The sequence below is a fragment of the Rhodanobacter sp. B04 genome (genome assembly GCF_002001125.1).
Taxonomy (GTDB): Bacteria; Pseudomonadota; Gammaproteobacteria; order Xanthomonadales; family Rhodanobacteraceae; genus Rhodanobacter.
Genome location: NZ_MUNV01000012.1, coordinates 72,390 through 85,633 on the forward strand (window position 1 = coordinate 72,390; position 13,244 = coordinate 85,633).

A 13,244-nucleotide genomic window follows, 5' to 3' on the forward strand; every position below is an offset into this window, starting at 1 on the left:
GCGGTTTTCATGTGCGGCCCGCTAGAATGGGCAGGATGGATGTCTCGTACCTGATCGACCTGCTCAACGACGCGCAGCGCGAAGCCGTCTGCGCCCCGCCTGGCCATTACCTGGTACTGGCCGGCGCCGGCTCCGGCAAGACCCGCGTACTCACTCACCGCATCGGCTGGCTCAACCAGGTCGAACGCGTGCCGCCGTGGGCGATCCTCGCCGTCACCTTCACCAACAAGGCTGCCGGCGAAATGCGCGCGCGGCTCGACGCGCTGATTCCCGGCGGGACCCAAGGCCTCACCGTGGGTACCTTCCACGGCATCGCGCATCGGCTGCTGCGCCGGCACTGGCGTGAAGCAGGCCTGCCGGAAACCTTCCAGATCCTCGATGCCGACGATCAGCTGCGGCTGGTCAAGCGCGTCGTCGCCGGGCTCGGGCTGGACGATGCGAAGTATCCGCCGCGCCAGGCCAGCTGGCAGATCAACAACTGGAAGGACGAGGGCAAGCGCCCGGACAGCATCGAGCATCGCGATCACCCGGTCACGCATACGTTCGTCAACATCTACAAGGCCTATGAAGACGCCTGCCGCCGCGCCGGCCTGGTCGATTTCGCCGAGCTGCTGCTGCGCGCGCACGAACTGTGGCTGAAGAACCCGGCCGTGCTGGAGCATTACCAGCAGCGCTGGCGCCACCTGCTGATCGACGAATTCCAGGACACCAACACGCTGCAGTACGCGTGGATCCGCGTACTCGCCGGCAACACCAGCAAGGTCTTTGCCGTGGGTGACGACGACCAGTCGATCTATGGCTGGCGCGGCGCCAAGGTGGAGAACATGCAGCAGTTCCTGCGCGATTTCCCCGGCGCCCGCACGATCAAGCTGGAACAGAACTACCGCTCCACCTCGACCATCCTGAAAGCCGCCAACAGCGTGATCCAGCGCAACGGCAGCCGCCTCGGCAAGCAGCTGTGGACCGCTGGCGAGGACGGCGAGCGCATCTCGCTGTACGCCGCCTACAACGAACAGGACGAAGCGCGTTTCGTGATCGAGCGCATCCGTGAATACATCGCCGAGCATGGCCACGCGAAAGACTGCGCGATCCTGTATCGCTCCAACGCGCAGTCGCGCAACTTCGAGGAGCAGCTGACCCAGCACAGCATCAAGTATCGCGTCTACGGCGGCCAGCGCTTCTTCGAGCGCGCCGAGGTCAAGGATGCACTGGCCTATCTGCGCCTCAGCGCGAACCGCCACGACGATGCGGCGTTCGAGCGCGCGGTGAACACGCCGCCACGCGGTATCGGCGATCGCACGCTGGATGCGCTGCGTCGCCGCGCGCGTGGCGACAACACCTCGATGTGGGAGGCCGTGCTCACCGAATTGAGCAGCGGCGGCGAGCTGGCCGGCCGCGCGAAGAATGCGGTGAAGGCGTTTCTCGCCTTGATCGAGGAGATGGCGCAAGCCTTCGTCGGACATGGCGGCGGCGAAGCGCTCACCCTCGCCGAACAGATCGACCACGCGATCACCCATACCGGCCTGCGCGACTTCTACGAGAAGGATTCGCGCGGCAATGCCGAGTCGCGCGTCGAGAATCTCGACGAGCTGGTCAACGTCGCCAGCCGCTTCGAACCGACCCAGGAAGATATCGACGCGGGCTTGAGCGAACTGTCCGCGTTCCTGTCGCACGCCACCCTGGAGGCCGGCGAGAACCAGGGCGAGGCCTGGGACGACTGCGTGCAGCTGATGACCCTGCACTCGGCCAAGGGACTGGAGTTTCCGGCGGTGTTCCTGGTCGGCATGGAGGAGGGCCTGTTTCCCAGCCAGCGCTCGGTCGATGACGAAGGCCGGCTGGAAGAGGAACGCCGACTCGCCTACGTCGGCATCACCCGCGCCCGCGAAAAACTGTTCGTAACCCATGCCGAATCGCGGCGCATGCACGGCACCGAGATGCTGGCGCGGCCCTCGCGTTTCCTTGGCGAAATCCCGGCCGAACTGATCGACGAAGTGCGCCCGCGCGTGCAGGTCACCCGCCCGATGTATGCCGGCCGCCCGCGCGCAACCTCGTCATCGCTTGAGGAAGCCCTGCCGGTGAAACTCGGCCAGCGCGTCAGCCACCCCAGCTTCGGCGAAGGTGTGGTGTTAAGCGCCGAAGGCAGCGGCGCGCATACGCGGCTGCAGGTGAATTTCGAAGGCGCGGGCAGCAAATGGCTGGTGGCGGCTTATGCGAATCTGACGCCGCTGTGAATGTTTCCTGTCTTCCGCTCCCCCTTATCCATTGGAAACCGCATATTTGCCTCGGCCAACCGATGGCAACGCCCATTCCCGCACTTTGTCGTATGCGCCAGCTCTATTAGCGTGAAGGCGGTGGCTGATCGAACGATGGGAAGGGCGAGACTCGATGCGCTGTCTTGCCATCGAACCGGATCGCAATGGCATAGGGTGTGTATTGGGCAGGTGGCGGCGGAAAAGCCAGCGTGCTGATGCCTTGACTCAAACAAAAGGCAACGTCATTGGCTGGCAATGCCAGAGGATTGATCATTTTCCCGTCGCTAAGAATATAGCCGACCACCGTATATACAGCTGCATTCGCCTGCGGACGACTTCGCGCGCATTTCGCAAATGATTGTGCCGATCGACTTGTTCATCATCTCCCCATTCAACTGCTTCTCGTACTCAGCTCCGAGCGCAGTGACGCTGACAACCAAGGCACGGTCGTAGATCTCCTGATAGGAACTCCGCAGGTACCACGCCTGGCCGAAAACCATTCCACCGGTAAGGAAGCCGGGACAAAAGCAGCAGCGATTTGACTATTGAGATGCGAAGGAATGGCTTGCCTGGCATGACTACTCCCGCAGCCGCGGCACACCATGCACATCGCGCTCCTCGATCGCGATCGGTTGGGTATCGAGTTGGCCAGTTTGCGCGCGCTGCGCCAGCGGCGTCAGCGCATCACCGCGACCGATCGCCAGCGCATTGCGATAACAGCGCTGCGCCTGTTCCGCCTCTCCTTGTCCGGCAAACGTATCGCCTAGCGCTTCCCACGCGCCAGCGCTGGGCGCCAGCGCCAGCGAACGCTGCAGGTGCTGCTGTGCCTTGCCCCACAGTTTCAGCCGCACGCACATGCGACCGAGCGTGAGCAGGAGCACGGCGTCATTCGGGTGGCCGTCGTACCAGCTTTCGGCGCGACGCAGGCGCGCCTCGATATCGTCGCCGCCGAGAGTGCCGTAGGTTTCGATCAGCAATGGCGACCATTCGCGGCGCAGCGCCGATTCGACCTCGTCCATCGCCGGCAGGATCAGGCCGAAGCCCGCCGCACGGCGCGCATACGCATCGATCACGGCAGGTACCCGACGCTGCGCCTTGGGCAGTTGCGACCACAGTGTGTTCAGGGCGGCGCCATCCGCTGCGGCGTTGATTGTCGCGATGAGTATCCTTGCCTCCAGCGCAGCGTACGGACGGCTGCCGAGTGCGCCGCTCTTCTGCAGCGGATCGAGCGCGTCGCGCGCGCGCCGGATATCGCCACTGGCCAGCGCCGCCAGCGCCACTTCGCGCCAACCGCCTGGCGTCAACGTACCCTTGTCGGCTTCCGGCGCCAGCAGTGCCAGCGCCTCGGCCGGCTTGCCATCGCGGCGCAGCACGCGGGCGCGCAGCACACGGGCCGCTTGCGGAGCGGACTGCGAGGCCTGGTTCAAGGCTTCCAGCGCGCGACCGTGTTCTCCGCGGCGCGAGGCCGCTTCGGCGGCGGCCAGCAGGGCCGGCCCGTGCAGGCTGTGCAGTCGCGAGGCGCGGTTGAGGTCACGCTCGGCATCGCCGTGACGACCCTCGACCAGGGCGACCAGGCCCTCGCCCATGCGCTGCTGGCTGAGCCGGCGATGGCGCCGCGAGAACGCGCCGAACGGCCAGCGCAGCAAGCGCCACAGCACGGTGAGCAGCGCCCACGCCAACAGCAGGATCAGCACGGCAGCGACCACCGTGGTTTCCACCCGCCAGCCGCGCAGACGCAGCAAAACATAACCGGGATCGGCCGCTACCCAGTGCCAGCCGAACGCGGCCAGCGCGGCGACGATCACCAGCAGCAGGATCCAGCGCCATACCCTCATGGCTTGGCTCCGACAGCCGGCTTGGTCGTGTTGCCGAGTGCCGCCGGCACGGCATTGTCCGCCTCCGGTTTCAGCGCATGCACCGTGCGCAGATTGCGCAACTCACTCAGTGCGGCGCCCAACTGCACCGTCGCATTCACCGGCAGCGCAGCGGCAAGTTGCCTGAGCGAGGCGCTTGCTTGCTGCACTTCGGCGGCGTGGCCGTCGAACTGGGTCGACAAGGCGGTATCCGCGCGCTGCAACGCAGCGGCATATGTCGGGCCGTCGTAGGCCATCAGCGCGACCTGCGCCTGGGCCAGATCCAGTTCCGCCAGTTCGCGCGCAAAGCGTGCATCCGCCACCGCCAGCGGCGCGCCGTTGTCGCGCTGCACGCTGATCACGCCGGCCAGGGCATGGCGGATGCGCGACCAGGCATCCGGCGCCCGCGTGGTGTCCGGCGCATCCAGCGGCTTCAGCGGCAGTGTTGCCAGCGTGCCGCGCAAAACGGTCAGCTGCTGCAACGCGCTGGCCTGGGTGGCCGGCTGGCTTTTCGCCAGCGCGTCGCGTTCGGCCTCGATGCTCTGGCGCACTGCGGAGAATGCGCCATCGTTGACCGCCGCCAGGGCCTGGTCGGCCAGGGTATAGGCAGCGGCCGCGCCCTGGGCATCATGGAACAGGGTGTAACGTTCGCCTGCCATGCGCAGCAGCGACTCGGTCTCGTCCAGCAGCGTGGCATCGTGGCCCGACAGGCTCTTCTCGGCGAGCTTGGCCACGGCGTCCTCGAGATTGCGCGTGCGCTCGGCCTGGCCCAGCAATTCCTCACGCAATGAGCGGTTGACCGCGGCGGCGTCATTCAAGCGCTGGTTGAGGCTTGTACGCTCGCCACTGACGCCGGACAACGTGGTTTCCAGCGCAGCCACCCGCTGCTGCAGGCTGGTCACGTTCCGGCTGTCGGCAGCATTGCCCTGTTCCTGCTGCCACTGGCGCCAGGCAACATAGCCGCAAGCCCCTGCGGCGACCAGCGACAGCAGCAAGGCCAGCGCCAGGCTGCCACCACCGCGTGGTCGTGGCTCGCGCGTAGCTGTCGCGGCTCGTGCCGACGACACATCAGGACGGGCGCCCGTGGGCGCAGCGGACTCGTTGGGCTTGTCTACGTTGCTCATATGCGCATGCTAACAGCCCATACGCCCGCGTTCGTAGCGGCTTGATGTGAAGGCTCAGCCCGCGCGGATGGCCGCGTCGAGCAGATCGGCCGGCAGTGCCGAAGCAGCCCGTGCGATGCGCGAGAAACCGCGGTCACGGGCGGCTGCGGCCAGTCGCTCGCTGCTGACCACGGCGGTCGCCGCGCACAGTCGTGCCCATGCCGGCGGCGGCAGCAGCTGCTGCAGGTTCTGCAAGGCCTCCGCACTGGACAGCAGCACCTGGGCAGACGCCGGCAACTGCAGCACTGCATCGACATGCCGACGGTCCAGCCGCGGCGGCACCCGCCGATACACATGCAGCTCATCCAGCCGTGCGCAGCGTGCGGCGATCTGTTCCCGCAGCAGGCCACGACCGCCTTGCGCGCCGATCAGGGCCACGCGACGATCACGCAGGTCATGCAGGGCCGGGTGATCCAGCAGGCCCTCGCTATCCTGCCGCGGCGGCACCAGCGGCATGCGGACACCGTGCCGCTGCAAGGCCCGCGCCGTACCTTGGCCCACGGCCAGTAGCACCGCCCTGGTCCGCAGCGGCAACAACGCCGCGGCGAAACGCACCGCGGCCGGACTGGTAAAGATCACGACCTCGTCCCGCAGGGCGGCCCGGAGATCCTTGCTCACCCGGGTTTCATCGGCCACGCCACGCAGGGCCAGCCCGGGCAACAGCAAGGGTACGCCGCCGCGCACGCGGATCCGGCGCGCCAACGCCGCCGCGGTGCCCGCGGGGCGGGTGATCACCACGGTTCGGCCACACAGGCCCTCGTTGTTCACCCAGGATTGCCGCTGCATCCGCACATCGCATCCGTCATGGCCATGGCCCCAGTGTAACGGTCGCCCTACACTGGTAGGTCCCTTCCCCGGTACGGCCTTGATCGACGTGAGCGCCATTGACGACGCAACCACACCAGCGCAGCAGCTGATCCAGTTCATCCGTGACGAGATTCCGCTGGCCCGCGCGATGGATCTGCAACTGGGTGAATGCAACGACGACATGCTCAGCCTGCTGGCACCGCTGCCGCCGAACGTCAACGACAAGGGTTGTGCGTTCGGCGGCAGCCTGGTCAGCCTGATGACGCTCAGCGGCTGGGCGCTGGTGGAACTGGCACTGCGTCGGCAAGGCCATGACTGTGACGTGTTCGTGGCCGAATCCAGCGTGCGCTACCTGGCGCCGTTGTGGCAGGACTTCCGCAGCGAATCGCGGCTGGCTGCCGAGGCCGACTGGAGCACGTTCTTCGGCACGCTGAACGCACGCGGCAGGGCACGTATCGAGGTCGATTGCTTGATCCCCGGCGAGGATGGCAAGCCCGCTGCCACGCTGAACGCGCGCTTTGTCGCCAAGCGGCGCGGTTGAGCCGGCACAGACGCAGACCGTCGCTTGCGGCAGAATGGGCGCGCCATTCATCGGGGAAGTCCACCCATGCGCCGCATCCTGAGCCTTCTGATTGTCCTGTCCGCCGTGCTGCTGGCCGGCTGTGCCACCCAGTCGCGCAGCGATACACTGACCACCACGCTCACCGCCTACAGCAGCACGCTGCGCTGGGGTGATTTCCAGAGCGCCGTGCAGTTCATCGACCCGAAGATCCGCGCCGATCATCCGCTGAGCAAGCTGGACATGGAGCGCTACCAGCAGGTGAAGGTCAGCGGATACGACGAAGGCGCCGGCCCGGTGCCGGCCGGCGAGGGTCAGGTGAAGCAGACCGTGCACATCAGCCTGGTCAACATCCACACCCAGACCGAGCGCACCATCATTGATCACCAGACCTGGCACTACGACGAGAAAAGCAAGCACTGGTGGTTGATCAGCGGCCTGCCGGATATCACGCAGGACTGAACCCTCTGCGCCGATTCGGTCAGCTGGCCGCCTGCCGGTCGCGTCCTGCCCGTATAATCGCCGGTTTACCCGAGTCGGTGCGACCCACGCACCCGTGGACTGACGATGAACGACATCCTGCACAAGCTGCCCGAATTTATCGGCAATCATGCGGCCCTGGCGGCCCTGTTCGCGATCCTGCTGGTGGCGTTGATCGCCATGCAGATCGCCGAACTGTTCGGCAAGACCAAGGAGCTGACCCCGGCCGGCCTGACCCTGCTGATCAACCGCGAGACACCGCTGCTGATCGACCTGTCCTCGATCGCCGACTTCGAGAAGATGCACGTGCCCGGTGCGAAGCACGTGGCGATGAGCCAGTTCGATCCGGAAAACAAGGATCTGGCCAAGGCCAAGGAACTGCCGGTGGTGGTGATGGACAAGGATGGCCGCGGCAATTCGATCAAGGCCGCGCAGCGGCTGGTCAAGGCCGGCTTCGTCAAGGTGCATACGCTCGGCGGCGGCGTGCTGGCCTGGCACGCGGCGCAGCTGCCGGTGGCCAAGGGCAACAAGTAGCAGGAGTGCGTTGAGAGGAGTGAGGAGTGAGAGAAGGCATGCACAGCGACGCTCTTCTCTCACTCCTCACTCCTTTTCTCTCACTTCTCCGCTGTCATGGATCCCAGCGCGAGCGGCAATGATCTGCGCCAGCACGTCCGGCGCGTAGTCGAACGAGTCGTAGTAAAGCCGCTCTTCCGGCAGGCCGGCATCCAGAAACAGCGGGTGACCCGCATCGATCATCGCCGGCGGCCCGCTCATGTACAGATCGTGGCCGGACAGGTCAGGCTGATCCCGCAGCACCGCCTCATGCACCAGACCCGTGCGCAGACCCTCGGCCTGATCCGGATCGGACACCACCGCGTGGAACTGCAGGTTCGGCACCTCGCGCGCCCAGTGCTCGGCCAACGGAAGCAGGTACAGATCCGCCGCCGTGCGCGCACCCCAGTACACCTGCATCGGCCGGCGCGTGCCCAGCGCGATGAAATGCTCGACGATCGCCTTGACCGGCGCGAAACCGGTGCCGCCGGCCATGAACAGCATCGGCCGCTCCGAATCCTCGCGCGGCACGAAGGTGCCCAGCGGACCCTCGATGCGCAGGTGGTCGCCCACTTTCAGCGTGTCGTTGACCCACGAGGTGAAGCCGCCGCCCGCCACGTGCCGCACATGCAGTTCGATCATGCCGTCCGCCTGCGGGCCGTTGGCGATCGAGAACGGTCGCCGTTTGCCGTCCTCCAGCAACACGTCCACATACTGGCCGGGCAACCGGTTGAGCCGGCGCTCGCCGTGCGCAGGCAGCAGGCGTAGGCCGATCACATCGGGTGCCAGCTGCCATTTTTCGGTCACCACCATGCCGAGCTGGCGCCGCGCGATGTCCTCGACCGAGGTCACTTCGCGCGCCTCCAGCAGCAGGTCGCTGCTCGGCACCGCCTGGCACAACAGCACCGCATGGTGTGCCAGTGCGCTGGCGCTCAATGCCAGCGGCGGATTGCGCGGGTACTCGCAATACCCCTGCAGCAAGGTCGCCTTGCAGCTGCCGCAGACACCGGCCCGGCAGGAATACGGCAACGCCACGCCTGCCCGCTGCGCCGCTTCCAGCACGGTCTCACCGGTGGCGACCGAAAACTGGCGGCCGGAGGATTTAAGGGTAACGGTAAACACCAGGTGCATTGTCGTTGCGATCGCAGCGGACAACAATGCGGGCTCGGCAAACAGGAATCAACGATGAGCCTCTGGAAACAGCCCACCGACCTGGCGCGGATCAACGCCTGGAGCGCGAATACGATGATGGAGACGCTGGGCATACGCATCACCGCGATCGGCGACGACTGGCTGCAGGGCACCATGCCGGTCGACCATCGCACCCACCAGCCGTACGGCCTGCTGCACGGCGGCGCCTCGGTGGTGCTGGCCGAGACCTTGGGCAGCAGCGCGGCGATGCTAACGCTCGATCCGGAGAAGGAGCTCGCGGTCGGCCTCGACATCAACGCCAACCATATCCGCGGCGTGCGCAGCGGCATCGTCACCGGCACCGCGAAGATGCTGCATATCGGTCGCTCCACCCAGGTGTGGGAAATCCGCATCGAGAGCGAGGAAGGCGCGCTGGTATGCATCTCGCGCATCACCATGGCGGTGGTGCCGGCACGCGTCGTGGGCCCGCGTTGAACGACACGCCGTACGCCAACCTCAGCCCCGACCTCGTACTCGATGCGGTCGCCGCCTGCGGCTTGTGGCCGGACGGCCGTTTGCTTGCGCTGAACAGCTACGAAAACCGGGTGTGGCAAGTTGGGCTGGAAGATACCGCGCCGGTGATTGCGAAGTTCTACCGCCCCGGCCGCTGGAGCGACGCGGCGATCGTCGAGGAGCACACGTTTGCCCAGGAACTGGCGGCGGCCGAGTTGCCGGTGGTCGCGCCGCTCGTGTTCGGTGGCCGCACCATGCTGCTGCACGACGGTTTCCGCTACGCGCTGACCCCGCGCCGCGGTGGTCGCGCACCGGAACTGGAAGCGTCCGATCAACTGCAATGGCTGGGGCGACTGATCGCGCGCATGCACGTCGTCGGTGCGCGCCAGCCGTTTGCTCATCGCGGTCGGCTCGATCGCGACACCATGGTGCAGCAACCGATGCAGGCAGTACTCGAGTCGTCCTTGCTGCCGGCATCGCTGCAGACGAATTACCGGGCGGCGGCGATGCGCATCGATGCCGCGATTGCCTTGCGCCTTGAAGCGGTCGGCCCGGTGCGGCAGCTGCGCCTGCACGGCGACTGCCATCCCGGCAACGTGCTGTGGACCGATGAGGGCCCGCACTTCGTCGACCTCGACGATGCGCGCACCGGCCCGGCGGTGCAGGACCTGTGGATGCTCGCCGGCGACGAGCGTGCGATGAATGCAGTGCTCGAGGGCTATCGCCAGTTCCGCGATTTCGACGACGGCGAACTGCTGCTGATCCCGGCGCTACGCGCCATGCGCCAGCTGCACTACGCCGGCTGGATCGCTGCGCGCTGGCATGACCCGGCGTTTCCCGCCGCGTTCCCGTTCGCCGCCGAGTCGCGCTGGTGGGAGCAGCACATCGCCGACCTGCATGAACTGGTTGACGAACTCGCCACGTGATGGAATAGGCGCAGGGGGAAATAACCGATGACGACGATCCATGAAACCCACTAGCTGGTGCGTGCCATCTGCGTGACGCTGGGCGCGGGCGCGGTGATTGGCATCATGCTCGGCATCATGGCCATGGGTGCACCCCAACTCGGGGCGCGATTGATATGCGCAATGGCCGTCCTGATGTATCTGACCATTGGCGCGGCGGCCGTAGGACTCTGGTTCGGCGAAGACCTCGGGCTGCAGTGGACGCGCCTGCTGCTGCTCGCGCAGATTCCCGTGATCCAATCGACCGGCTTCACCTACGTGTTCTACACCGGCGCGATCGGCCTGCTTTATGGCGGCAGCGAATTCGGCCTGCGCGGCCTGCTCGGTTCGTCGTTCATGCTGGCCATTCGTCCCGGTGCCACGTCGGAAGTCCACTTCATTATCGGCGCCAATGTGCTGGCAATCGCCATGCTGGGCGTACTCCTGCGCGTCGATCTGATGCCCTCTCCGCAGCCTCCGCCACTACCGCGGGCATGCGAATAGCTGCACGGCTGTCGCAAGAACCTCTCTGCACTCGTGTGCTTCGTGCCGCATGCGACCATCGAGGAAGCATGTGTCGTGCTGATCGCCTGGCGGCTCGGCTAAGCTTGCGTCTTTGTCAGCGAGGCCATGCATGCGCACCATCCTGTTCCGCCTGATCGGCATCCTCGAAATCGGCGGCGGCCTGTATGGCGTGGCGGCGATGCTGCATCGGCTGCTGCCGTTCGGCCCGGCCCACGAAAGCGTGATCGCGCTGCTCGGCCTGGCGCTGTACGGGTTTGTGCTGGCATCCGGCGTGCAGTTGCTCGATGGCAGCGATCGTGGCGTGCGCATGTCCGGCTGGGCGCAGCTGCTGCAGCTGCCGCTGATCGCGCTGCCGGTGTTCAGCTATGCGCTGCATTGCGGCGCTTTCGTGAATGTGTTCGCCACGCTGCAAGCCGCGCCGCGGCTGGGCATCGACTGGCATTTCGGCAGCCAGGGTTTTGTGCTGGCCTTGGCCGGCCCTGGCGTCTCGCGGCTGGGCATCAACCTGCTGGCCCTGCTGTCGTGGCTGGTACTCCGGCTGCGCTGAGCCATTCACTCAATTCGATCGTTCACGCACCGGAGCCGAGCATGGCGCGTCCCAATTACATCGAACTGCCAGCCAGCGATATCGCGGCGGCCAAAGCCTTCTACACTCAGGCATTCGGCTGGGAGCTGACCGGTTTCGGACCGACCTACGCCTGCACCATGACCGGCGATGTTGATATCGGCCTGCAAGGCGACTTGGCCGAAGCCGCCCGCGCGCCGTTGCCGGTGATCGCGGTGGACGACCTGGAGGCCGCGCTGGCCGCGGTCATTGCGGCCGGGGCCCGTATCGTGCGGCCGATCTTCGGATTTCCCGGTGGTCGCCGCTTCCAGTTTCTCGATCCGCACGGCAATGAGCTGGCGGTGATGCAGGCCGATTGAGGCCTGCTCGACGGGGCGCGCACGCTATCATGGGCGAATGAAATCTCCCGACCAGTTGCCGCAGGCACCGAGCCTGCCCGTCATTCGCCTGAAATCCGATCGCAACCCCGGTCACCCGTGGGTGTGGTCGGCGCAGATCTACAAGCCGGAATCGAAGCTGCCGCCGGGCAGCGTGGTCGAGGTGCAGGACGCGAAGGACCGTTTCGTCGGCCGCGCGTTCTGGAACGGCCATGCGCGGATTGCCTTGCGCCTGCTCGACAGTCATCCGGGCCAGGCGATCGATGCGGACTGGATCGCCGCACGCATCGCCCGTGCCGTGCAGCTGCGCCGCGAGTGGCTGCAGCTCGACCAGCTCAGCGATGCCTGGCGCGTGGTGCACAGCGAAGGCGACGGCCTGTCCGGACTGATCGTCGACCGTTACGCCGACGTCCTCGTGATCGAATACTTTGCCGCCGGCATGTGGCGTTTCCGCGAGGCGATCCACGCCGCGCTGCTCGACCATTTCCCCGGCGCCCAGTTGTACTGGTTCGCCGAGTCGCATGTGCAGAAGCAGGAATCGTTCGACTGTCGCAGCCCCGACGTGCCGGCAGCGTTCGAGGTGCACGAGCACGGCCTGCGCTTCCATGCCGCGCCCGGCTCCGGCCACAAGACCGGCTTCTTCGCCGACCAGCGCGACAACCGCAAGCGCTTCGCCGAACTGGCCAAGGGGCGCCGCGTGCTCGACCTGTGCTGCAACGCCGGCGGTTTCGCCGTGCATGCGATGGCGGCCGGCGCGCGCGAAGCGGTCGGGGTCGATCTGGATGCAGGCATCCTGGAGATCGCCCGCGCCAACGCCAACGCCAACAATGTCACCGTGAGTTTCGAGCAGTCCGACATCTTCGACTGGGTGCGCGCTGCGGTCGCGCGCGGCGAGCAGTACGACGCAGTGATCCTCGACCCGGCCAAGCTCACCCGCGACCGCAGCAAGGTGATGGACGCGCTGAAGAAATACTTCGCGATGAACCGCATGGCACTGGACATCATCCCGCCGGGCGGCCTGCTGCTGACCTGCTCGTGTACCGGCCTGGTCGGCGAAAGCGAATTCCTGGAAATGCTGCGCCGGGTCGCGCTCAACGCCGGCCGTGAGATCCAGGTACTGGAAGTGCGTGGCGCCGGGGCCGACCATCCGTTCCGCACCGATGTACCGGAAGGGCGTTATCTGAAGGCGGTGTTCTGCCGGGTGGAATAACACCCCCTACAGCCTGCACTCAACCGTGTGGCAAGCGCCCACGCAACACTGCCGAATCGAATCGCCCCGGCTGCGCGACCATGAAGCGCGGCTTCCACCTGCTCCCACACGTTCCACGGCAGCACGCCGCGCACCCGACCTGCGTCAAGGTAATACACCACACCTACCCGGTGCGGCTCGCACCAGTCCTCGACCGCCTCCAGCCGAGTATCGAACAGGTCCGAATAGAAGTACGGCAACGTGGTACAGAAATCGCCGATGGCCGCCATGGGGCGACCCGCGTGCCGCCCCATGCCGACCGCTGCGCCCTCGT

The 13,244-nt window shown here is 66.3% G+C and carries 15 protein-coding genes; 10 read left to right on the plus strand and 5 right to left on the minus strand.

Annotated elements, in window-relative coordinates:
• Window positions 1-35: 35 nt before the first annotated feature.
• Entirely contained in the window at window positions 36-2,231 is a 2,196-nt protein-coding gene (uvrD, locus tag B0E46_RS11265; RefSeq protein WP_077555885.1) for a DNA helicase II, read from the plus strand.
• Between the two features lie 599 nt (window positions 2,232-2,830).
• Here uvrD and B0E46_RS11275 read toward each other — a convergent pair.
• The 3 genes from B0E46_RS11275 to B0E46_RS11285 are packed head-to-tail and all read right to left on the minus strand — an operon-like array spanning window position 2,831 to window position 6,054.
• Window positions 2,831-4,087, minus strand: a complete 1,257-nt coding sequence (locus B0E46_RS11275; RefSeq protein WP_077555887.1) for a heme biosynthesis HemY N-terminal domain-containing protein — start codon at window positions 4,085-4,087, stop codon at window positions 2,831-2,833.
• Window positions 4,084-5,229 carry a uroporphyrinogen-III C-methyltransferase gene (locus B0E46_RS11280; protein WP_077555888.1) on the minus strand — a complete coding sequence of 382 codons (1,146 nt, stop codon included), beginning with the start codon at window positions 5,227-5,229 and terminating at the stop codon, window positions 4,084-4,086. The genes B0E46_RS11275 and B0E46_RS11280 overlap by 4 nt, the downstream gene beginning before the upstream one ends.
• Before the next feature lie 54 nt (window positions 5,230-5,283).
• Window positions 5,284-6,054, minus strand: coding sequence for a uroporphyrinogen-III synthase (locus B0E46_RS11285; RefSeq protein WP_077555889.1), 771 nt, complete (start codon window positions 6,052-6,054; stop codon window positions 5,284-5,286).
• An 88-nt stretch (window positions 6,055-6,142) separates the two neighbouring features.
• Between B0E46_RS11285 and B0E46_RS11290 the strand changes: the two genes are divergently transcribed.
• From B0E46_RS11290 to B0E46_RS11300, 3 genes are all read left to right on the plus strand, one after another.
• Window positions 6,143-6,616, plus strand: a complete 474-nt coding sequence (locus B0E46_RS11290; RefSeq protein WP_077556047.1) for a YiiD C-terminal domain-containing protein — start codon at window positions 6,143-6,145, stop codon at window positions 6,614-6,616.
• A 66-nt stretch (window positions 6,617-6,682) separates the two neighbouring features.
• Window positions 6,683-7,096 (plus strand): hypothetical protein, encoded by a 414-nt coding sequence (locus tag B0E46_RS11295; protein WP_077555890.1) that lies wholly within the window; start codon window positions 6,683-6,685, stop codon window positions 7,094-7,096.
• A gap of 105 nt (window positions 7,097-7,201) precedes the next feature.
• On the plus strand, window positions 7,202-7,648 hold the full coding sequence (locus tag B0E46_RS11300) for a rhodanese-like domain-containing protein (RefSeq protein ID WP_077555891.1): 447 nt from the start codon (window positions 7,202-7,204) through the stop codon (window positions 7,646-7,648).
• 66 nt (window positions 7,649-7,714) lie between these two features.
• Here the strand turns inward: B0E46_RS11300 and B0E46_RS11305 are convergent, their stop codons facing one another.
• Window positions 7,715-8,797 carry a 2Fe-2S iron-sulfur cluster-binding protein gene (locus B0E46_RS11305; protein WP_077555892.1) on the minus strand — a complete coding sequence of 361 codons (1,083 nt, stop codon included), beginning with the start codon at window positions 8,795-8,797 and terminating at the stop codon, window positions 7,715-7,717.
• Window positions 8,798-8,851: 54 nt separating this feature from the next.
• On the opposite strand from B0E46_RS11305, the gene B0E46_RS11310 reads away from it, so the two are divergent.
• The 6 genes from B0E46_RS11310 (at window position 8,852) to B0E46_RS11335 (ending at window position 12,931) form a co-directional block, all read left to right on the plus strand.
• Window positions 8,852-9,292 carry a hotdog fold thioesterase gene (locus B0E46_RS11310; RefSeq protein WP_077555893.1) on the plus strand — a complete coding sequence of 147 codons (441 nt, stop codon included), beginning with the start codon at window positions 8,852-8,854 and terminating at the stop codon, window positions 9,290-9,292.
• The gene (locus B0E46_RS11315) at window positions 9,289-10,236 is read left to right on the plus strand and encodes a serine/threonine protein kinase (protein WP_254425147.1); all 948 of its coding nucleotides are present in this window, start codon (window positions 9,289-9,291) and stop codon (window positions 10,234-10,236) included. The genes B0E46_RS11310 and B0E46_RS11315 overlap by 4 nt, the downstream gene beginning before the upstream one ends.
• 57 nt (window positions 10,237-10,293) lie before the next feature.
• Window positions 10,294-10,758 (plus strand): hypothetical protein, encoded by a 465-nt coding sequence (locus tag B0E46_RS11320; protein WP_077555895.1) that lies wholly within the window; start codon window positions 10,294-10,296, stop codon window positions 10,756-10,758.
• A 130-nt stretch (window positions 10,759-10,888) separates the two neighbouring features.
• Window positions 10,889-11,326 carry a hypothetical protein gene (locus B0E46_RS11325; protein ID WP_077555896.1) on the plus strand — a complete coding sequence of 146 codons (438 nt, stop codon included), beginning with the start codon at window positions 10,889-10,891 and terminating at the stop codon, window positions 11,324-11,326.
• Window positions 11,327-11,367: 41 nt separating this feature from the next.
• Complete coding sequence (locus B0E46_RS11330) at window positions 11,368-11,703, plus strand: VOC family protein (RefSeq protein WP_077555897.1); 336 nt, start codon at window positions 11,368-11,370, stop codon at window positions 11,701-11,703.
• 37 nt (window positions 11,704-11,740) lie between these two features.
• On the plus strand, window positions 11,741-12,931 hold the full coding sequence (locus tag B0E46_RS11335; protein ID WP_077555898.1) for a class I SAM-dependent rRNA methyltransferase: 1,191 nt from the start codon (window positions 11,741-11,743) through the stop codon (window positions 12,929-12,931).
• Here B0E46_RS11335 and B0E46_RS17345 read toward each other — a convergent pair.
• Entirely contained in the window at window positions 12,898-13,200 is a 303-nt protein-coding gene (locus B0E46_RS17345) for a hypothetical protein (RefSeq protein ID WP_139350514.1), read from the minus strand. The genes B0E46_RS11335 and B0E46_RS17345 overlap by 34 nt on opposite strands.
• Between the last annotated feature and the right edge of the window lie 44 nt (window positions 13,201-13,244).

Coding starts and splice junctions, on each gene's coding strand:
- B0E46_RS11285 (WP_077555889.1), bottom strand. CDS start 6,054: ATGCAGCGGCAATCCTGGGTGAACAACGAGGGCCTGTGTGGCCGAACC.
- B0E46_RS11275 (WP_077555887.1), bottom strand. CDS start 4,087: ATGAGGGTATGGCGCTGGATCCTGCTGCTGGTGATCGTCGCCGCGCTG.
- B0E46_RS11280 (WP_077555888.1), bottom strand. CDS start 5,229: ATGAGCAACGTAGACAAGCCCAACGAGTCCGCTGCGCCCACGGGCGCC.
- B0E46_RS11325 (WP_077555896.1), top strand. CDS start 10,889: ATGCGCACCATCCTGTTCCGCCTGATCGGCATCCTCGAAATCGGCGGC.
- B0E46_RS11300 (WP_077555891.1), top strand. CDS start 7,202: ATGAACGACATCCTGCACAAGCTGCCCGAATTTATCGGCAATCATGCG.
- B0E46_RS17345 (WP_139350514.1), bottom strand. CDS start 13,200: ATGGCGGCCATCGGCGATTTCTGTACCACGTTGCCGTACTTCTATTCG.
- B0E46_RS11305 (WP_077555892.1), bottom strand. CDS start 8,797: ATGCACCTGGTGTTTACCGTTACCCTTAAATCCTCCGGCCGCCAGTTT.
- B0E46_RS11295 (WP_077555890.1), top strand. CDS start 6,683: ATGCGCCGCATCCTGAGCCTTCTGATTGTCCTGTCCGCCGTGCTGCTG.
- B0E46_RS11310 (WP_077555893.1), top strand. CDS start 8,852: ATGAGCCTCTGGAAACAGCCCACCGACCTGGCGCGGATCAACGCCTGG.
- B0E46_RS11330 (WP_077555897.1), top strand. CDS start 11,368: ATGGCGCGTCCCAATTACATCGAACTGCCAGCCAGCGATATCGCGGCG.
- uvrD (WP_077555885.1), top strand. CDS start 36: ATGGATGTCTCGTACCTGATCGACCTGCTCAACGACGCGCAGCGCGAA.
- B0E46_RS11335 (WP_077555898.1), top strand. CDS start 11,741: ATGAAATCTCCCGACCAGTTGCCGCAGGCACCGAGCCTGCCCGTCATT.